At 71.4% G+C, this 18,319-nt stretch carries 16 protein-coding genes; 14 read left to right on the forward strand and 2 right to left on the reverse strand.

Annotation, left to right across the window (positions count from 1 at the left end; genetic code table 11):
- Window positions 1-6 precede the first annotated feature (6 nt).
- The 5 genes from kdpC to ACZ6CL_RS26410 all read left to right on the forward strand — a co-directional run bounded on the left by kdpC (window position 7) and on the right by ACZ6CL_RS26410 (window position 5,191).
- Entirely contained in the window at window positions 7-663 is a 657-nt protein-coding gene (gene kdpC / locus ACZ6CL_RS26390; protein ID WP_468939549.1) for a potassium-transporting ATPase subunit KdpC, read from the forward strand.
- Window positions 664-724: 61 nt separating this feature from the next.
- Window positions 725-3,304 (forward strand): DUF4118 domain-containing protein, encoded by a 2,580-nt coding sequence (locus tag ACZ6CL_RS26395; RefSeq protein ID WP_468939551.1) that lies wholly within the window; start codon window positions 725-727, stop codon window positions 3,302-3,304.
- Window positions 3,301-3,984, forward strand: coding sequence for a response regulator (locus ACZ6CL_RS26400; RefSeq protein WP_468939554.1), 684 nt, complete (start codon window positions 3,301-3,303; stop codon window positions 3,982-3,984). Before ACZ6CL_RS26395 ends, ACZ6CL_RS26400 begins: the two co-directional genes overlap by 4 nt.
- Window positions 3,985-4,024: 40 nt before the next feature.
- Window positions 4,025-4,435 (forward strand): OB-fold nucleic acid binding domain-containing protein, encoded by a 411-nt coding sequence (locus ACZ6CL_RS26405; RefSeq protein ID WP_184503503.1) that lies wholly within the window; start codon window positions 4,025-4,027, stop codon window positions 4,433-4,435.
- 3 nt (window positions 4,436-4,438) lie between these two features.
- Window positions 4,439-5,191: a DUF3159 domain-containing protein gene (locus tag ACZ6CL_RS26410; RefSeq protein ID WP_468939557.1), complete on the forward strand. Its 753-nt coding sequence runs from the start codon at window positions 4,439-4,441 to the stop codon at window positions 5,189-5,191.
- A 74-nt stretch (window positions 5,192-5,265) separates the two neighbouring features.
- On the opposite strand, the gene ACZ6CL_RS26415 is transcribed toward ACZ6CL_RS26410, so the two are convergent.
- Both ACZ6CL_RS26415 and ACZ6CL_RS26420 read right to left on the reverse strand, forming a co-directional pair.
- Window positions 5,266-5,943 (reverse strand): potassium channel family protein, encoded by a 678-nt coding sequence (locus tag ACZ6CL_RS26415; RefSeq protein ID WP_398297766.1) that lies wholly within the window; start codon window positions 5,941-5,943, stop codon window positions 5,266-5,268.
- Window positions 5,940-6,605, reverse strand: a complete 666-nt coding sequence (locus ACZ6CL_RS26420) for a potassium channel family protein (protein ID WP_385440959.1) — start codon at window positions 6,603-6,605, stop codon at window positions 5,940-5,942. The genes ACZ6CL_RS26415 and ACZ6CL_RS26420 overlap by 4 nt, the downstream gene beginning before the upstream one ends.
- A 482-nt stretch (window positions 6,606-7,087) precedes the next feature.
- Here ACZ6CL_RS26420 and ACZ6CL_RS26425 point away from each other — a divergent pair, with 482 nt between their 5' ends.
- From ACZ6CL_RS26425 to ACZ6CL_RS26465, 9 genes are all read left to right on the forward strand, one after another.
- Window positions 7,088-8,563 carry an ATP-binding protein gene (locus ACZ6CL_RS26425; protein ID WP_468939559.1) on the forward strand — a complete coding sequence of 492 codons (1,476 nt, stop codon included), beginning with the start codon at window positions 7,088-7,090 and terminating at the stop codon, window positions 8,561-8,563.
- The gene (locus ACZ6CL_RS26430) at window positions 8,560-8,988 is read left to right on the forward strand and encodes a roadblock/LC7 domain-containing protein (protein ID WP_468939562.1); all 429 of its coding nucleotides are present in this window, start codon (window positions 8,560-8,562) and stop codon (window positions 8,986-8,988) included. Before ACZ6CL_RS26425 ends, ACZ6CL_RS26430 begins: the two co-directional genes overlap by 4 nt.
- The gene (locus ACZ6CL_RS26435; RefSeq protein ID WP_385440954.1) at window positions 8,985-9,341 is read left to right on the forward strand and encodes a DUF742 domain-containing protein; all 357 of its coding nucleotides are present in this window, start codon (window positions 8,985-8,987) and stop codon (window positions 9,339-9,341) included. The genes ACZ6CL_RS26430 and ACZ6CL_RS26435 overlap by 4 nt, the downstream gene beginning before the upstream one ends.
- A complete protein-coding gene (locus ACZ6CL_RS26440) occupies window positions 9,319-9,936 on the forward strand; it encodes a GTP-binding protein (RefSeq protein WP_468939565.1) in 618 nt (205 codons plus the stop codon). The genes ACZ6CL_RS26435 and ACZ6CL_RS26440 overlap by 23 nt, the downstream gene beginning before the upstream one ends.
- Window positions 9,937-10,058: 122 nt before the next feature.
- Entirely contained in the window at window positions 10,059-11,444 is a 1,386-nt protein-coding gene (locus tag ACZ6CL_RS26445; RefSeq protein ID WP_468939731.1) for a cytochrome P450, read from the forward strand.
- The gene (locus ACZ6CL_RS26450; protein ID WP_468939568.1) at window positions 11,426-12,541 is read left to right on the forward strand and encodes a cytochrome P450 family protein; all 1,116 of its coding nucleotides are present in this window, start codon (window positions 11,426-11,428) and stop codon (window positions 12,539-12,541) included. Before ACZ6CL_RS26445 ends, ACZ6CL_RS26450 begins: the two co-directional genes overlap by 19 nt.
- Window positions 12,542-12,629: 88 nt before the next feature.
- Window positions 12,630-14,711 carry an APC family permease gene (locus ACZ6CL_RS26455; protein WP_468939569.1) on the forward strand — a complete coding sequence of 694 codons (2,082 nt, stop codon included), beginning with the start codon at window positions 12,630-12,632 and terminating at the stop codon, window positions 14,709-14,711.
- 89 nt (window positions 14,712-14,800) lie between these two features.
- Window positions 14,801-16,144, forward strand: coding sequence for a class I SAM-dependent RNA methyltransferase (locus ACZ6CL_RS26460; RefSeq protein WP_468939572.1), 1,344 nt, complete (start codon window positions 14,801-14,803; stop codon window positions 16,142-16,144).
- Window positions 16,145-16,516: 372 nt separating this feature from the next.
- A complete protein-coding gene (locus ACZ6CL_RS26465) occupies window positions 16,517-18,007 on the forward strand; it encodes an AAA family ATPase (protein WP_468939734.1) in 1,491 nt (496 codons plus the stop codon).
- Window positions 18,008-18,319: the final 312 nt, after the last annotated feature.

Consider the following 18,319-nt stretch of genomic DNA (forward strand, 5'->3'; position numbering starts at 1 on the left):
ACGACCATGACCCTTCTGAACGGCACAGCACGCTCCACCGCCCGGCTGGCGAGCGCCGCGCTGCGCGCCCTGCTCGCCCTCACGGTGCTCTGCGGGGTGCTCTATCCCCTCGCCGTCACCGGCATCGCCCAGGCCGCCTTCCCGCACCGGGCGAACGGCTCGGAGGTCCGGGCGGACGGCAGGACCGCGGGCTCCTCGCTCATCGGCCAGACGTACACCCTGGACCGGAAGGACAAGGACGGGAACCCGCTGCCGGACCCGGCGTACTTCCAGCCCCGCCCCTCGGCGGCGGGTACCAACACCGTCAACACCCAATACAAGATCATCGTCTCGGGCGGCTCCAACCTCGCCGCCGACAGCACGGTGCTGCGTGGGCAGATCGACGACCGCCGCGCCCAGATCGCCGCCTTCAACGGGGTCCCGCCCGCCGCCGTGCCCCCGGACGCGGTCACCGCCTCCGCCTCCGGCGTCGACCCGGACATCTCGCCCGCGTACGCCGGTCTCCAGGTCACCCGCGTGGCCAGGGCCAACGGGCTGCCCCGCGCCGAGGTCGCCCGGCTGGTCGAGGACCACACCGCCGGCCGCCAGCTCGGCTTCCTCGGCGAGCCGCACGTCAACGTCCTGGAGCTGAACATCGCGCTGCGGCAGCTCACCCGGCGCTGACAGCGCCGCGCAGCGGATAGACGCCGACAAGGAAAAATGAGCGAACGGGGAAAATAGGGGCATGGGACGCGGCAGACTCCGGATCTACCTCGGCGCGGCGCCGGGCGTCGGCAAGACCTACGCGATGCTGTCCGAGGGGCACCGGCGGGCCGAGCGGGGCACCGACCTGGTGGTCGGCTTCGTGGAGCACCACGGCCGCCGCCGCACCGAGGTGATGATGCACGGCCTGGAGGAGGTGCCCCGTCGGGAGCTGGAGTACCGGGGCGCTACCTTCACCGAGATGGACGTGGACGCCGTGCTCGCCCGCCGCCCCGGCGTCGCGCTCGTCGACGAGCTGGCCCACACCAACGTCCCCGGCTCCCGCAACACCAAGCGCTGGCAGGACATCGAGGAGCTGCTGAAGGCCGGGATCGACGTCGTCTCCACCGTCAACATCCAGCACCTGGAGTCGCTGGGGGACGTCGTCGAGTCGATAACGGGTGTCCGGCAGCGGGAGACCGTGCCCGACGAGGTGGTGCGCCGTGCCGACCAGATCGAGCTGGTCGACATGTCGCCCCAGGCGCTGCGCCGCCGCATGGCGCACGGCAACATCTACGCGCCCGACAAGGTCGACGCCGCGCTGTCCAACTACTTCCGGCCCGGGAACCTCACCGCGCTGCGCGAACTGGCCCTGCTGTGGACCGCCGACCGGGTCGACGAATACCTCCAGCAGTACCGCGACGAGCACAGCATCCGCTCCACCTGGCAGGCGCGCGAGCGCATCGTCGTCGGGCTCACCGGCGGCCCCGAGGGGCGCACGCTCATACGGCGCGCCGCCCGGATGGCGGCCAAGGGCTCCGGCAGCGAGATCCTGGCCGTCTACATCGCCCGCAGCGACGGCCTCACCTCGGCCTCCCCGAAGGAGCTGGCGGTCCAGCGCACCCTGGTCGAGGACCTGGGCGGCACCTTCCACCACGTCATCGGGGAGGACATCCCCGGCGCGCTGCTGGAGTTCGCGCGCGGCGTCAACGCCACCCAGATCGTGCTGGGCTCCAGCCGCCGCAAGGCCTGGAGTCACGTCTTCGGGCCGGGGGTGGGCGCGACCGTCGCCCGGGACTCCGGGCCCGATCTGGACGTGCACATCGTCACCCACGACGAGGTCGCCAAGGGGCGCGGGCTGCCGGTCGCGCGCGGCGCCCGGCTCGGCCGCTCCCGGCTGATCGCGGGCTGGCTGGTCGGGGTCGCCGGGCCCGTCCTGCTCACCCTGGGGCTCACCGGTACGGGCGCCACGCTCACCGCGGACGCCGGTCCCGGCTTCGCCAACGAGGTGCTGCTGTTCCTCTTCCTCAACGTGCTGGCGGCCCTGCTGGGCGGGATGCTGCCCGCCCTCGCCTCGGCGGCCGTCGGATCGCTGCTGCTCAACTACTACTTCACCCCGCCCACCCACACCTGGACCATCGCCGACCCCGAGAACATCGTCGCCATAGTGATCTTCGTGGCGGTGGCGGTCAGCGTCGCCTCCGTCGTCGACCTGGCCGCGCGCCGCACCCATCAGGCCGCCCGGCTGCGTGCCGAGTCCGAGGTGCTGTCCTTCCTGGCGGGCAGCGTGCTGCGCGGGGAGACCAGCCTGGACGCGCTGCTGGAGCGGGTCCGCGAGACCTTCGGCATGGACACGGTGGCCCTGCTGGAGCGGGAGGGCGACGTGGCGCCCTGGACCTGCGCGGGCAGCGCCGGCGGCACCGCGGGCGTACCGCCGCCGGAGCGGCCCGAGGAGGCGGACGTGGACATGCCGGTCGGTGACCATATGGCGCTCGCGCTCTCCGGCCGGGTGCTGCCCGCCGAGGACCGCCGGGTGCTGGCCGCCTTCGCCGCCCAGGCCGCCGTCGTCCTGGACCGGCAGCGGCTGGTGGGGGAGGCGGAGCGGGCCCGCGAGCTGGCCGAGGGCAACCGCATCCGTACCGCCCTGCTGGCCGCCGTCAGCCACGATCTGCGCACCCCGCTCGCGGCCATCAAGGCGGCCGTGACGTCCCTGCGCGCGGACGACGTGGCCTGGTCCGCGGAGGACGAGGCCGAGCTGCTGGAGGGCATCGAGGACGGCGCGGACCGCCTCGACCACCTGGTCGGGAACCTGCTCGACATGTCCCGGCTGCAGACCGGCACCGTCGCCCCCCTCATCCGGGAGATCGACCTGGACGAGGTGGTGCCGATGGCGCTCGTCGGCGTCCCGGAGTCCGGCGTCACCCTGGAGATCCCCGAGGATCTGCCGATGGTCGCGGTCGACCCGGGGCTGCTGGAGCGCAGCGTCGCCAACATCGTCGAGAACGCGGTGAAGTACAGCCCGCGGGACCGGCCCGTGCTGGTCTCCGCGAGCGCGCTGGGCGAGCGGGTCGAACTGCGCGTCGCCGACCGGGGCCCCGGTGTGCCGGACGCCGCGAAGGACCGTATCTTCGAACCCTTCCAGCGCTACGGGGACGCCCCGCGCGGCTCCGGGGTCGGCCTCGGACTCGCCGTCGCCCGTGGCTTCGTGGAGGCGATGGGCGGATCGCTGGCCGCCGAGGACACCCCGGGAGGCGGGATGACCATGGTGTTGACCCTCAGGGCCGCCCCCGGCCGCCCGGGACACGACCCGCACGGGACAACGGAGAGGCAGGCCGTCAGATGAACCGGGTGCTCGTGGTGGACGACGAGCCGCAGATCGTACGCGCCCTCGTGATCAACCTGAAGGCGCGCAAGTACGAGGTCGACGCCGCCGGGGACGGCGCGACCGCCCTGAAGCTCGCCGCCACCCGCCACCCCGATGTGGTCGTGCTCGACCTGGGCCTGCCCGACATGGACGGGGTGGAGGTGATCAAGGGGCTGCGGGGCTGGACCCGGGTCCCGATCCTGGTGCTCTCCGCCCGCCAGACGTCCGACGAGAAGGTCGAGGCCCTGGACGCCGGGGCCGACGACTACGTCACCAAGCCCTTCGGCATGGACGAGCTGCTGGCCCGGCTGCGCGCCGCGGTCCGCCGCGCCGAGCCCTCCGGTCCGTCGGACGCCGCGGCGGTCGTCGTGACCCAGGGGTTCAGCGTCGACCTGGCCGCCAAGAAGGCGCACCGCGACGGCCGCGACGTCCGGTTGACGCCCACCGAATGGCATCTGCTGGAGGTGCTGGTGCGCAACGAGGGCCGCCTCGTCAGCCAGAAGCAGTTGCTCCAGGAGGTCTGGGGGCCCTCGTACGGCACCGAGACCAACTACCTGCGCGTCTATATGGCGCAGTTGCGCCGCAAGCTGGAGAACGACCCCTCGCATCCCCGGCACTTCGTCACCGAGCCGGGGATGGGGTACCGCTTCGAACGGTGAGCGCGACGATTCGGCGGGGGCTCACCGGTACGCTGGCCGTATGAGTTCCGTACCCCAGCCCCCCGGGAAGCGTGACAAGCCGGTCGGCCGCTTCCGGCGGATGATCGACCGGCTGTCCAGCTCCCAGGAGGAGCTGCACTCCGCCGAGCTGCAGCAGGACGCTGAGGACGCGGGCTGCACCAAGATCGGCGACTGCGGCGACCGCCAGATCGTCAAGGTGACGGGTACACTGCGCACGGTCACGCTGCGGCCGCGGGCCGGGGTGCCCGCGCTGGAGGCAGAACTCTTCGACGGCACCGCCGCCCTCGACGTGGTGTGGCTGGGCCGCCGCTCCATCATCGGCATAGAACCGGGCCGCAAGCTGATCGCCACCGGCCGGATCTCCATGAGTCACGGGCGCCGCGTTCTGTTCAATCCGAAGTACGAACTCCGACCGCTCGGACAGGAGTAGCCGGTGACGTCTGACGACAAGACGACCCCGACCGACCATCAGGACGCCGCTCATCAGGATGCCGTCGGCACCCCGCAGAGCAGGGCGGCGGCGGACACCGCGCTCCTGGAGGCGTTCGGCGGGGTGAAGGGGATGGTGGACACCACCGTCCCCGGGCTGGTCTTCGTCCTGCTGTACACCATCAAGCGCGACATCCACCTGGCCGCGATCGCCGCGCTCGGTCTGACCGTGCTGCTGGGGCTGATCCGGCTGGCGCGCAAGGAGACGCTGAAGCACGCCTTCAGCGGGGTCTTCGGAGTCGCGTTCGGCGCGATCTTCGCGATGATGTCCGGCGACGCCAAGAACTTCTACCTGCCGGGCATGCTCTACACGCTCGGCCTGGCGATCGCGTACGTGCTCTCGGCGATCTTCCGCTATCCGCTGATCGGCGTGCTGCTCGGGCCGATGCTCAAGGAGAACCTCTCCTGGCGCACCCGCAACCCCGGCCGGTTCCGCGCCTACACCCGGGCCACCTGGGCGTGGGGGCTGATCCTGCTCGCCAAGTCGGCGATCCTCTTCCCGCTCTACTGGTGGGGGGACGCCACCCAGCTGGGCTGGGTCAAGGTGGCGCTGGGCATTCCGCCGTTCCTGCTGTGCGTCTACCTGACGTGGATCTTCCTCGCCAAGGCCCCGCCGCCGATCGACGTGATCGCCGAGATGGAGGCCGAGGAGAAGGCGGAGCAGGAGCGCGAGCGCGAGCGCGCGCCCCGGCTCTGACGACGCCGAGTACGACGAAGCCCCGGGCTCCCGCACAGGGAGCCCGGGGCTTCGTACGACCGGCCCGCGGTGGCCTAGCCCGCGGCGTCCTGGCGCTGGACGGACAGCAGCTGCTCCAGCTGCTCCTCGCGCGCCTGGGCCGCGACGAACAGCAGCTCGTCGCCCGCCTCCAGGACGTCGTCCTTGTTCGGGGTCAGCACCCGGGTGCCCCGGATGATGGTGACCAGCGTGGTGTCCTCCGGCCACTCCACATCGCCGACCCGGGTCCCGACCAGGGCCGCCTCCGGCGGCAGTGTCAGCTCGACCAGGTTCGCGTCGCCGTGGCTGAAGCGCAGCAGCCGCACCAGATCGCCGACGCTCACCGCCTCCTCGACCAGCGCCGACATCAGCCGCGGCGTCGAGACGGCGACGTCGACGCCCCACGCCTCGTTGAACAGCCACTCGTTCTTGGGGTTGTTGACCCGGGCGACCACCCGCGGCACCGCGTACTCGGTCTTCGCGAGCAGCGACACCACCAGATTGACCTTGTCGTCGCCGGTGGCCGCGATGACCACGTTGCAGCGCTGCAGCGCCGCCTCGTCCAGCGAGGTGATCTCGCACGCGTCGGCCAGCAGCCATTCGGCCTGCGGCACCCGCTCCACGGAGATGGCGGTGGGGGCCTTGTCGATGAGGAGGACCTCGTGCCCGTTCTCCAGCAGCTCGCCCGCGATGGAGCGCCCCACGGCGCCCGCTCCGGCAATGGCAACCCTCATCGTGTCTCCTCGGGCCCCTCGTCGAAGGCCGCCTCGACCTTCTCGACCTCGTCGGTGCGCATCATCACATGCACCAGGTCGCCTTCCTGCAGCACCGTCTGCGACGTCGGCAGCATCGCCTCGCCGAGCCGGGTCAGGAACGCGACCCGCACCCCGGTCTCCTCCTGGAGCTTGCTGACCTTGTGTCCCACCCACGCGGGGGAGGTGTGCACCTCGGCGAGCTGCACCCCGCCGCTCGGGTCCCGCCACAGCGGCTCGGCGCCGGACGGCAGCAGCCGCCGCAGCATCTGATCGGCGGTCCACCGCACGGTGGCCACGGTCGGGATGCCCAGGCGCTGGTAGACCTCGGCGCGGCGCGGGTCGTAGATCCGGGCCGCCACGTTCTCCACGCCGAACATCTCGCGGGCCACCCGGGCCGCGATGATGTTGGAGTTGTCGCCGCTGCTGACCGCGGCGAAGGCCCCGGCCTCCTCGATGCCCGCCTCGCGTAGCGTGTCCTGGTCGAATCCGACGCCGGTCACCCGGCGGCCGCCGAAGCCCGCGCCGAGGCGGCGGAAGGCGGTGGGGTCCTGGTCGACGACCGCGACGGTGTGTCCCTGTTGCTCCAGGGTCTGGGCGAGCGCCGCGCCCACCCGGCCACAGCCCATGATCACGATATGCATGCGTCTTACCCCGCACTCCTGATGACCGTGCTGACCTGCGCAAACACCCTGCTCACATCTTCCTTCCAGGACCTACGGGGTGACAGCGGGGCAAGGGCCCCGATGCCGGTGCCGCGCGGCGACGGAGGTCGTCCGCCACGGCGTCTGTTCCCACCGTATCCATACCCATAGGGCGATTCCGCGCCCGAGTGCGCCGGCCGGGAGGAAACAGGGGGTGCGGGCGGCCCGGCGGCCATCGTCGGGAGGCGGGCGCCGAGCGCCGCCTTCGGGGGTGGGTCCCCCTCATCTTTGCCCGATATCCAGGATCTTCACTGAACTGTTACGGGAAATGGCAATAGAGTCCCATGAGTTCGAACTTTGTTACGGCCGTCGGACACTAGGTCACGGCGTGGCTAAGATGATCGCCGTATTCCGTTTCCGGACGGGACATCAGGGCACTGAATCGTTCCTTCCGCGCCCGCGTTCTCTGTACGAGGTTCCTGATGACAGATCACATAACGGAGGCGGTGAGCTGGTGCCTGGCCGTCGTCCTCCTGGTCGTATTGGTCCTTCTGACGCGCCAGCGCCGGATCACCGCCGGGGTACGCAGGCGTAACGCCACGCTCGAGGACAGTCTGCGCGCCCGTGACGAGGAAGTGCAGCATCTGGTCGAGATCCGCCTCCCGGCGATCGCGGACGCCCTGAGCCACCCCACCCCGCTGCCCGGGCTGCGGGACGAGAAGCTGGCCGGGACCGCCTACGCGCAGAGCCTGCACGCGGTCATGGAGCACTTCGCGCGCGCGGTGGACAAGGCGCAGTCGCGGGCCGACGCCTCCGCCAAGGCCGCGCTCAAGGCGTCGATGCGCGCCCTCCAGGGACTCGCCAACGAGCAGCAGGTCTCGATCTCGGACATGCAGGACCGGCACGACAACCCCGATGTGCTGCGCGACCTCCTGGAGATCGACCACGCGAACGCGCAGTTCGGCCGGCGCGCCCAGGCCATCGCCGTGCTGTGCGGCTCCTGGCCCGGCCGTCAGCGCACCGCCTCCCCGATGACCGACGTCGTCCGGGGCGCCAAGTCGCGCATCCGCGACTACCGGCGGGTCCAGGTGCACGCCCTGATCGACATCGGCGTGGTGAGCCGCACGGTGGAGCCCGTGGTGCTCGCGGTGGCCGAGCTGCTGGACAACGCCGCCCGGCACTCCCAGCCCAACACCAACGTCGAGGTCAGCCTGCAGCCGGTGCACAACGGTGCCTGCATCGTGATCGACGACGCCGGGGTCGGCATGGACGGCCTGGAGGTCCAGCGGGCCGCCGGGCTGCTCTCCGGCCAGCGCGCCGTGGACGTCTCGCGGCTCGGCGACCCGCCGCAGTTCGGCTTCGCCGTGGTGGGCCTGCTCGCCGCCCGGTACGGCTTCAGCGTCTCGGTGGACACCCGGTCCCCGTACGGCGGTGTGCGCGCCGTCCTGTTCCTCCCCACCGCGCTGCTCACCCACATCGACGCGGACGCGCCCGCCGCGCCCGCGCCCCAGGACGCGTACGAGGCCGAGGCCGCCGCCCCGCTGCGTACCATCCCGTCCCGCCCGACCCGCCGCAGGGCCGCGCCCCAGGACCCCGCACAGGCCCCGGAGCCCTCCGCACCCCCGGTCCAGGCCGCGGCGCCCACTCCCGCTCCGGCGCCCGCCCCCGCTCCGGCGCCCGCCGAGGAGGACGAGGCGACGCGCGTGTACGGGGAGACCGCGGGCGGCCTGCCCAAGCGCCGCCGCCGCCAGCCCACCGCCGCCCCACCGGTGGACGACTGGCCCACCGCGCCCGGACAGCCGTCCGGCGCCACCGGAACCGACACGGGCTCGCACCGTGTCCGCTCGGCCGAAGAGACCGCCAAGCGTATGGGCGCGTTCGCGCGCGGTACGCGCTCCGGCCGTGGCGTCACACAGGATGCCGCCCCTCACACCGAAGAAGGGAATCGCCAGGCATGAACGACCACATGAACAACGAGCTGGGCTGGATGCTCGACGAGGTGGTCAAGATGCCGGAGGCACGGCACGCGATCCTGCTCTCCGCCGACGGCATGCTGCGGGCGCACTCCGCGGGCATCGCGCGTGACGAGGCCGAGCGCCAGGCCGCGGCGCTCTCCGGGCTGCAGTCGATCAGCCGCAGCACCTCCGAGTTCTGCGACCGCGAGGAGACCCCCTGGCAGCAGACGCTGGTCGAGTTCGTCGGCGGCTATGTCTTCCTCATCGCCGCCGGACCCGGCGCGTACCTGGCCGTCTCCGCCACCGAGAACGTGGACATGGAAGGCGTCAGCTACCGGATGCAGAAGCTGGTCGACCGGCTGGGCAAGGAGCTGACCAGCCCGCCGCGGCAGGGCGTGACCCGGCAGGGGATCGGCAGCCACGCATGAGTCCGGGCAGGCGCGAACGAGGACTGGTACGGCCGTATGTCGTGACCGACGGCCGTGCCTACCCGAGCCGCAACACCTTCGACCTGGTGACCCTGGTCATGGCCCACCCCGACCGGCCGCTCGCCGGTCTCAGCCCGGAGAAGCGGGCGGTCATGGAACTCTGCCTCGGCGGCGCGCTGTCGGTCGCCGAGGTCGCCGGATATCTGGAGCTGCCGGTGAGCGTCACCAAGGTCCTGCTGGGCGATCTGGTCGACAGCGGCCACATCAGCACCCGGGCCCCCATCCCGCCCGCCGAACTCCCCGAGACCCAGCTGCTGCAGGAGGTGCTCGATGGACTCCGCGCTCGCCTCTGACCGGGGTGCGGTCTATCTGCCCCAGACCGTACGGACCGCGGCCAAGCTGCTGGTCGTCGGGCACTTCGCGGTCGGCAAGACGACCTTCGTGGGCTCGCTGTCCGAAATCCGCCCGCTGCGCACCGAAGAGACGATGACTCAGGCCGGCGCGCTCATCGACGACCTCGCGGGCATCGAGGAGAAGACGACCACCACGGTCGCCATGGACTTCGGCCGTCTCACCCTCAGCGAATCCCTGGTCCTGTACCTCTTCGGCGCGCCCGGACAGCAGCGCTTCACCCGGATCTGGAAGGACATGACGCGCGGCGCGCTGGGCGCGCTGGTGCTCGCCGACACCCGTCGGCTGGAGCAGTCCTTCCCGGTGATGGCCGTCCTGGAGGAGCAGGGGCTGCCGTACGCGGTGGCCGTCAACCACTTCGAGGGGGCGCCCCGCTTCGCCGAGACGGAGGTCCGGGAGGCGCTCGATCTGCTGCCGGAGACCCCGCTGGTCACCTGTGACGCCAGGGACCGGGTCTCCTCCACCCACGCGCTGATCGCCCTCGTCCAGTATCTGCAGGCCCGGCACGCTCGCGTTACGTCCCAGGAGAATGTGTGATCCACCGTCCAGACCTCGAGGCAGCCACCGGAACCGCACCACCGCCGGGCTGTCCCGCGCACCAAGGCGGTGTGGCCCCCGGCGGTTCCGTCGGCTCCCTCGGGCCGGGGGGCCGGGTGCCGATGTACGGCGCCGCCTTCGCCGCCGATCCGCACGGGTTCTACGCGCGGATGCGCGCCGCCGGGCCCATCACCCCGGTGGAGCTGGCCCCGGGGGTCGACGCGTATCTGGTCACCAGCTATGCCACGGCGCTGGAGGTCCTGCGCGACACCGAGCGGTTCGCCAAGGACCCCCGTAACTGGGCCGCCCTCACCGAGGGCCGGCTCCCGCCCGACAGCCCCGTGCTGCCGATGATGGAGTTCCGGCCCAACGCCCTGTTCACCGACGGCGAGCAGCACGCCCGCTACCGAGGGGCGATCACCGACAGCCTCAGCCGGGTGGACTCGCACGCGCTGAGCGACTACGTGGAGCGCAGCGCGGACACGCTCATCGACTCCTTCGTGGAGCGGGGCGAGGCCGAGCTGCTGAGCGAGTACGCGGGGATCATCCCGCTGATGGTGTTCAACCGGCTCTTCGGAGCCCCTCCGGAGCAGAGCAGCGAACTGATCCGGATCCTCACGATCATGTTCGACGCGAGCACCGCGGACGCGGCGCAGGCCAACGAGGACCTGTCGCGCTACATGGCGGGCCTCGTCGACGCCAAGCGCCTAAAGCCCGGCGCCGACGTCACCTCCTGGATGATCGCCCATCCCTCGCGGCTGGCCGACGACGAGCTGATGCAGCAGATCGCGCTGCTCATGGCGGCCGGTACCGAACCCCAGGTGAACCTGATCGGCAACGCGCTGCGGCTGCTGCTGTCGGACGACCGGTTCGCCGGTGAGCTGTCCGGCGGCAGCCTGCCCGTCCAGGACGCCCTGGACGAGGTGCTGTGGGCCGACCCGCCGCTGGCCAACTTCGGCACCCGGTTCGCCCGCTACGACGTCGAGATGGGCGGCGTGAGGCTGCGCAAGGGCGACGCGGTGCTCACCAGCTACGCGGCGGCCAACACCGACCCCGAGCTGACCTCGCAGGGCCGCGCGGGCAACCGGGCCCACCTCGCCTGGAGCGTGGGCGCTCACCGCTGCCCCGCCGAGGGGCCCGCCCGGGTCATCGCCTCCGTCGCCATCGAACGGCTTCTCGACCGCCTCCCCGACATGCGACTCGCGGTGACGGCGGATCAGTTGACCTGGCGCCCCGGCCCCTTCAACCGCGCCCTGGCGTCGCTGCCCGTGCGGTTCCCCGTCCTCACGAAGCCGACCCCCGGACCCTCCTCCATGCCGCCCGCCGCGGCCGTGCCCGCTCCACGACAGCCCGCCGAGCCCCAGGGAGACAACCAGTGGTCCACGAGCCCCGTCCCCTCGTCCTCGACCCCACCGGCAGCGACATCAACGCCGAAGCCGACCGCGTCCGAGCCCAAGGGCCCGCGACGCCTGTGGAGCTTCCTGGGGGCTTGGTGGCGTGGGCAGTAAGCCGCCAGAGCCTGCTCAAGAAGCTGCTGACCGACCCGCGGGTGTCCAAGAACCCGCGGCTGCACTGGCGGGCCTGGAACGAGGGTGAGGTCACCTCCGACTGGCCGCTGATCAACTGGGTGGCCGTGCAGAACATGTTCACGGCCTACGGCGCCGACCACCGCAGGCTGCGCACCCTCGTCTCCAAGGCGTTCACCGCGCGGCGCACCGCCGCCCTGCGGCCGCGCATCGAGGCGATCAGTGCCGACCTGCTGGACCGGCTGGCCGCCACCCCGCCCGGGGAGCCGGCCGATCTGCGCGAGGGGTACGCGTACCCCCTGCCGCTCCAGGTGATCTACGAGCTGTTCGGGCTCACCGACGAGGGGCTGCGCGCGCGGATGAGCCGGTTCGCCGACAGCTCCTTCCGCACGACCACCACGCCGGAGGAGGTCGCGGCCGCCTCCGCCGAGATGGACGCCATCATGGCGGCGCTCGTGGCGTCCAAGCGCGAGCAGCCCGGCGACGACCTGACCAGCGGGCTGATCGCCGTGCGGAGCGAGGAGGACTCGGCGCTGAGCGAGCGGGAGCTGTGCGACACCCTCGCGCTGATGCTCACCGCCGGTCACGAGACCACGGTCAACCTCCTGGACAACGCCATCCACGCGCTCCTCACCCACCCCGAGCAGCTCGCCCACGTGCGCGAGGGCCGGGCCACGTGGGAGGACGTGATCGAGGAGACCCTGCGGCACTCCGCCCCGGTCGCCAACCTGCCGCTGCGCTACGCCGTCGAGGACATCGAGCTGGAGGAAGGGGTCGTGCTGCGCAAGGGCGACGCGATCCTCGCCGCCTACGCGGCCGCCGGACGTGATCCCGGGATCCACGGCGAGGACGCCGCCGCCTTCGACGTCACCCGGCAGCTCAAGAGCCATCTCGCCTTCGGGCACGGCGTCCATCTGTGCGTGGGCGCACCGCTGGCCCGGCTGGAGGCCGCGATCGCGCTCCCGGCCCTGTTCGACCGCTTCCCTCGACTCTCGCTCGTGCCCGGGAAGGGGGCGCTGGAGCCGGTGGAATCCTTCATTTCCAACGGCCACCGCGCCCTGCCGGTGCGGCTGTCCTGACCGCGGTACGGGCCGCCCGGCCGTCCGCCCGTCTCCGGGTGGGCGGGCGGCTGGGCGGGCGCCCCGCCCACCCTTTACGATCCTCAGCGTGTCCAAACTGACCGACGTCCCGAAACGGATCCTGATCGGGCGCGCGCTGCGCAGCGACAAGCTGGGGGAGACCCTCCTCCCGAAGCGCATCGCGCTCCCCGTCTTCGCCTCCGACCCCCTGTCCTCCGTCGCGTATGCGCCTGGGCAGGTGATGATCGTCCTTTCTGTGGCGGGTGCGTCGGCTTACCACTACTCACCGTGGATCACGATCGCGATCATCGTGCTCATGTTCACGGTGGTCGCCTCGTACCGCCAGAACGTGCACGCCTACCCCAGCGGCGGCGGTGACTACGAGGTCGCCAACACCAACCTCGGCCCCAAGGCGGGCCTTACCGTCGCCAGCGCCCTGCTCGTGGACTACGTCCTGACGGTGGCCGTGTCGATCTCCTCCGGTGTGGAGAACCTCGGCTCCGCCGTCCCGTTCATCGTCGAGCACAAGACGCTCGTCGCGGTCGCGATCATCCTGCTGCTGACCCTGATGAACCTGCGCGGTGTGCGCGAGTCGGGCAAGCTCTTCGCGATCCCCACCTATGTCTTCGTCGGCGGCGTCTTCGTGATGATCCTCTGGGGCGCCTATCGCGGGCTCGTCCTCGGCGACGACATGAAGGCCCCCACCGCCGGTTTCGAGGTCCACGCCGAGCAGACCGGGCTGGCCGGGTTCGCGCTGGTCTTCCTGCTGCTGCGCGCCTTCTCCGACGGCTGCGCCGCGCTCACCGGCGTCGAGGCCATCAGCAACGGGGTGCCCGCCTTCCGCAAGCCCAAGAGCCGGAACGCGGCGACGACGCTGGCGCTGATGGGCGGCCTCGCCGTCGCCATGTTCGTCGGCATCATCACCCTCGCCCTGGTCACCAACGTCAAGATGGCCGAGGACCCGGCGCGCGACCTGTTCAAGGACGGCGCCGCGCTCGGCTCCGGTTACACCCAGAACCCCGTGATCTCGCAGGTCGCGGCCGCCGTCTTCGGCGACGGCTCGTTCCTGTTCGTCGTGCTCGCCGCGGCCACCGCGCTGGTGCTGTTCCTGGCCGCCAACACCGCGTACAACGGCTTCCCGCTGCTCGGCTCGATCCTCGCCCAGGACCGCTACCTGCCGCGCCAGCTGCACACCCGCGGCGACCGGCTCGCCTTCTCCAACGGCATCGTGCTGCTCGCCGGGGCCGCCGCGGTCCTCGTCTACGTCTACGGCGCGGACTCGACCCGGCTGATCCAGCTCTACATCGTCGGTGTCTTCGTCTCCTTCACCCTCAGCCAGACCGGCATGGTGCGGCACTGGAACCGCCATCTGGCCACCGAGCGCGACCCGGCCGCGCGCCGCCGCATGATCCGCGCCCGCGCGATCAACACCTTCGGCGCCTTCTTCACCGGGCTGGTCCTGGTCGTCGTCCTGCTCACCAAGTTCACCCACGGCGCCTGGGTGGCGCTGCTCGGCATGGCCGTCTTCTACATCACCATGACCGCGATCCGGCGCCACTACGACGGGGTCTCCGAGGAGCTGGCCGCGGCCGAGGAGCAGCACGACGAGGACGAGGTCCGCCCCTCCCGGGTGCACTCCATCGTCCTCGTCTCCAAGATCCACAAGCCGACGCTGCGCGCCCTGGCCTACGCCAAGCTGATGCGCTCCCACCGGCTGGAGGCGCTGAGCATCAATGTCGACCCCGCCGAGACCAAGGCGCTGCAGTCCGAGTGGAGCGAGCGCGGCATCGACGTCCCGCTGAAGATCCTCGACTCGCCGTACCGCGAGATCACCCGCCCGGTCATCGACTACGTCAAGGGGCTGCGCCGGGAGAGCCCGCGCGATGTGGTCTCCGTCTACATCCCCGAGTACGTGGTCGGCCACTGGTACGAGCACCTGCTGCACAACCAGAGCGCACTGCGGCTCAAGGGGCGGCTGCTGTTCACCCCCGGCGTGATGGTGACCTCCGTGCCCTGGCAGCTGGACTCCTCCGAGCTGGCCCGCAAGCGCGCCCGCAAGCGCGCCGAGTGGAACGCCCCGGGCTCGGTGCGGCGCGGGCCCGTGGTGCCGCAGCGGCCGAAGGGCGAGCGCAAGGTCGAGAAGACGGGCGTCCGGACGCCGGGGCGGTAGCCCTGTGAGGGCCGGGGGTGCGGGGACGTAGACTGGTGGGCTGCTGTTCCCGCACTGCCCCCTCACCCCCTTACGGAGCCGAGCCCGCCATGCAAAGTGAACCCAAGGCGTCGCTGGTCGGCGAGGAGTACGAGGTCGAGGTCGGCCCGGTGGCCCACGGCGGCCACTGCATCGCCCGGACCGCCGAGGGCCAGGTGCTCTTCGTACGCCACACCCTGCCCGGCGAGCGGGTCGTCGCCAGGGTCACCGAGGGCGAGGAGGGCGCGCGCTTCCTGCGCGCCGACGCGGTCCGGATCCTGGACGCCGCCAAGGACCGCGTCGAGGCCCCCTGCCCGTTCTCCGGCCCCGGCCGGTGCGGCGGCTGCGACTGGCAGCACGTCGCCCCCGGCGCCCAGCGCAGGCTCAAGGCCGAGGTGATCACCGAGCAGCTCCAGCGGCTGGCCGGGCTCACCCCCGAGGACGCCCGCTGGGACGGCACCGTCGAACCCGCTCCCGGCGACAAGGTGGCCCGCGGCGAGGTCCCGGCCTGGCGCACCCGGCTCCAGTACGCGGTGGACGCGCAGGGCCACGCCGGGCTGCGCCGCCACCGCTCGCACGAGGTGGAGCCCGTCGACCACTGCCTGATCGCCGCGCCCAGCGTCACCGAACTCGGCATCGAGAAGCGGGAATGGCCGCAGATCGAAACCGTCGAGGCCATCGCCGCCACCGGTTCCTCCGACCGCCAGGTCGTCCTCACCCCCCGCCCCGGCGGCCGGCTGCCGATCGTCGAACTCGACCGCCCGGTCTCCGTCCTGCGCATCGGCGAGTCCCGCGGCCGCGAACGCCACCGCCTCGTGCACCGCGTCCACGGCCGCCCCTTCGTCCGCGAACGGGCCGCGGACCGCACCTGGCGCGTCGGCGAGGGCGGCTTCTGGCAGGTCCACCCCCAGGCCGCGGACCTGCTGGTCGAGGCCGTCATGCAGGGCCTCATGCCGCGCAAGGGCGACACCGCGCTCGACCTCTACTGCGGCGTCGGCCTCTTCGCGGGCGCCCTCGGCGAGCGGGTCGGCGAGCGCGGCGCGGTGCTGGGCATCGAGTCCAGCAAGCGCGCGGCCGAGGACGCCCGCCATAACCTCGAGGACCTGGACCGGGTCCGCGTCGAACACGGCAAGGTCGAGCAGGTGCTGCCCCGCACCGGCATCACCGAGGCCGACCTGATCGTCCTCGACCCGCCCCGCGCCGGCGCGGGCAAGGACACGGTCGCCCACCTCGCCTCCCTGGGCGCCCGCCGCATCGCCTACGTGGCCTGCGACCCGGCCGCCCTGGCCCGCGACCTCGCCTACTTCCGCGACGCGGGCTACGTCCCGCGCCGCCTGCGCGCGTTCGACCTGTTCCCGGTGACGCACCACGTGGAATGCGTTGCGGTGCTTGAGCCTGCGGGGAAGGGTGCCTGACCTTCGGGTTTCTGTTTCGGGGGCGTTTCTCGACCTGTTTCACCGTGTCCAACAGGTCGAGTTCCTCGCCACGGGCTCACCTGCGGTTTTTGTGTGGGGTGACGGGTAGGGCGGCAGGACGGGTGCTCGGCTTTCGGCGCTTTTGACGCTCGTACGACGCTCAACGCTCTACCGGTGAGGCCGGCTTGAGGGGGCCGTTCGCCTTCATGGCCTTGTCTGGAACCCGCTGACGCGGCGCTGCCGCGATCACCCAGAGTAATTAGCGAACTCGGTTGCCCCGATTCGAGCAAGTGAGATTGGACGATTTCTGTCGAGGTAGAGTTAGACAAGCCGTAGGGATCAGGGCGAGGGAGAGTGCCGGTGGCCGAGAGCATGCTTGCCAAGCCTGACGATGTGGTCGACCGTGATCGTGAGTGGGATCTGCTCACGGAGTTCGTCACCGACCCGGATCCTGCGATGCGCCTCGGGATCGTGTCGGGGCGCAGGCGGCACGGGAAGTCGTATCTTCTGCAGGCGCTGTCGGAACGGGTCGGGGGTCTGTACGTCACCGCGGTGCGGGAGGAAGGACGGCTGCCGGCGATCCAGCGGTTCAGCGACGCCATCGCGACCCACGCGGGTCTGCGGCCCGGCACGCTGCGGTTGACGGACTGGCGTGAGGTCCTGTCCAACGCGCTTGATGTCACCGCGCGTTCACAGACTCCGCTGCTGGTGATCGACGAGTTGCCGTATCTCCTCCAGCACTCTCCTGAGATCCCTGGCCTGCTGCAGCAGCTCTATGACGAGCGCCAGCGGGGCACCGGGGCCGGTCGCGGAGCGCGGGTGATCCTGTGTGGGTCCGCGATGAGCGTCATGCACGAACTGCTGTCGGGGACGAAACCGTTGCGCGGCCGTGCGGTGATCGATCTGAGGCTGGGGGCCTTCGACTACCGGGCCAGCCGTGAGTTCTGGCAGATCGACGACCCGCTGACCGCCCTGCAGGTCCACGCCGTCCTCGGTGGCGCTCCCGGTTACCGGCCGGTGGCGGCCCGCCCGCACCCGAACGACGGCTTCGCCTCCTGGCTTGCGCAGACGCTCCTGGACCCGGGGCGGGCGGTGTACTCGCGGACGGAGACGGAGTACCTGCTGCGCGAGGATCCGCGGATCACCCAGCACACCCTGTACTACGACATCCTCACCGCGATCGCCCAGGGCGCCTCCACGCCCACCAAGATCGGGGCGGCCCTGGAACGACAGCGCAACGCAGTCACCCACCCGCTCGACGTCCTGGAGTCCACCAGCTATGTCCGGCGCGAGCAGGACATCCTGCGTCCCCGCCACCCCGTCATCACCCTGGCCGACCCCATCATCCGCTTCAATCAACTGATCACACTGCCGCAGGCAGCCACCGTCGAGCAGGGCTTCGCCGAACAGGCATGGCAGGCCGCTGCACCGACCTTCAACTCCAAGATCCTCGGCCCGCACTTCGAGGACCTCGCCCGCACCTTCACTCGCCGGTACGCCCACACCCTGCTTACCGGCGGCCTGCCCGGCCCGGTCGGTACCACCGAAGTGGCAGACCCCGCGGCCCGCACCAAGCACGAGGTCGACGTCATCGCCCTGGCCCTGGGCGAGCGCCCGCAAGCTCCCCGAGCCAGGATCGCCCTCATCGGCGAGGCCAAGGCCACCGCCGCCCGCCGTGGCACCGGCGACCTGCACCGCCTGGAGCACATCCGTGGCCTGCTCACCGACCAGGGCTACGACACCACGGGCACCACCCTGGCTCTCTTCTCCCTGCACGGCTTCTACCCGGACCTGATCGAGTCCGCAGCCCGCCGCGACGATCTGCTCCTGGTCGACCTGCCGGGCCTCTACGGGATCGGTTGACCTCAACTTGCATACCCGACGGAGCGGTGGCACTTTGAGAGGTTGCTGTCGTTCCGTCAGCCCGAAGGCGAACTGCCAGGGGGCTGTCCTGGCGAGTGGGCGCCGATCGAGGCCCGCACGGCCGCAGGCCATGTTGAGGCTCTTCTGGCTGCCCGTCAGTCCTGTGGCGTCCGGACGAAGAGGGCACGCCCCGTTTCGGCGTCGGCAGCCACGTGAGGCAGTCGGTGGCCGTTCCGTGCATTCGCGGGCCACGAAGCGCGAGTACATGCGCTTGTGCCCGCTGCGGCCACTGCCGGGCCGCGATCCCTTTCT

Source organism: Streptomyces sp. NPDC041200 (assembly GCF_055591805.1).

What these genes read in the sequence shown, in the direction of transcription:
- ACZ6CL_RS26440 (WP_468939565.1), top strand. Translation starts at nt 9,319, where the DNA reads ATGGACTCCGCGCTCGCCTCTGACCGGGGTGCGGTCTATCTGCCCCAG.
- ACZ6CL_RS26400 (WP_468939554.1), top strand. Translation starts at nt 3,301, where the DNA reads ATGAACCGGGTGCTCGTGGTGGACGACGAGCCGCAGATCGTACGCGCC.
- ACZ6CL_RS26405 (WP_184503503.1), top strand. Translation starts at nt 4,025, where the DNA reads ATGAGTTCCGTACCCCAGCCCCCCGGGAAGCGTGACAAGCCGGTCGGC.
- kdpC (WP_468939549.1), top strand. Translation starts at nt 7, where the DNA reads ATGACCCTTCTGAACGGCACAGCACGCTCCACCGCCCGGCTGGCGAGC.
- ACZ6CL_RS26425 (WP_468939559.1), top strand. Translation starts at nt 7,088, where the DNA reads ATGACAGATCACATAACGGAGGCGGTGAGCTGGTGCCTGGCCGTCGTC.
- ACZ6CL_RS26395 (WP_468939551.1), top strand. Translation starts at nt 725, where the DNA reads ATGGGACGCGGCAGACTCCGGATCTACCTCGGCGCGGCGCCGGGCGTC.
- ACZ6CL_RS26430 (WP_468939562.1), top strand. Translation starts at nt 8,560, where the DNA reads ATGAACGACCACATGAACAACGAGCTGGGCTGGATGCTCGACGAGGTG.
- ACZ6CL_RS26460 (WP_468939572.1), top strand. Translation starts at nt 14,801, where the DNA reads ATGCAAAGTGAACCCAAGGCGTCGCTGGTCGGCGAGGAGTACGAGGTC.
- ACZ6CL_RS26435 (WP_385440954.1), top strand. Translation starts at nt 8,985, where the DNA reads ATGAGTCCGGGCAGGCGCGAACGAGGACTGGTACGGCCGTATGTCGTG.
- ACZ6CL_RS26415 (WP_398297766.1), bottom strand. Translation starts at nt 5,943, where the DNA reads ATGAGGGTTGCCATTGCCGGAGCGGGCGCCGTGGGGCGCTCCATCGCG.
- ACZ6CL_RS26445 (WP_468939731.1), top strand. Translation starts at nt 10,059, where the DNA reads ATGTACGGCGCCGCCTTCGCCGCCGATCCGCACGGGTTCTACGCGCGG.
- ACZ6CL_RS26420 (WP_385440959.1), bottom strand. Translation starts at nt 6,605, where the DNA reads ATGCATATCGTGATCATGGGCTGTGGCCGGGTGGGCGCGGCGCTCGCC.
- ACZ6CL_RS26465 (WP_468939734.1), top strand. Translation starts at nt 16,517, where the DNA reads ATGCTTGCCAAGCCTGACGATGTGGTCGACCGTGATCGTGAGTGGGAT.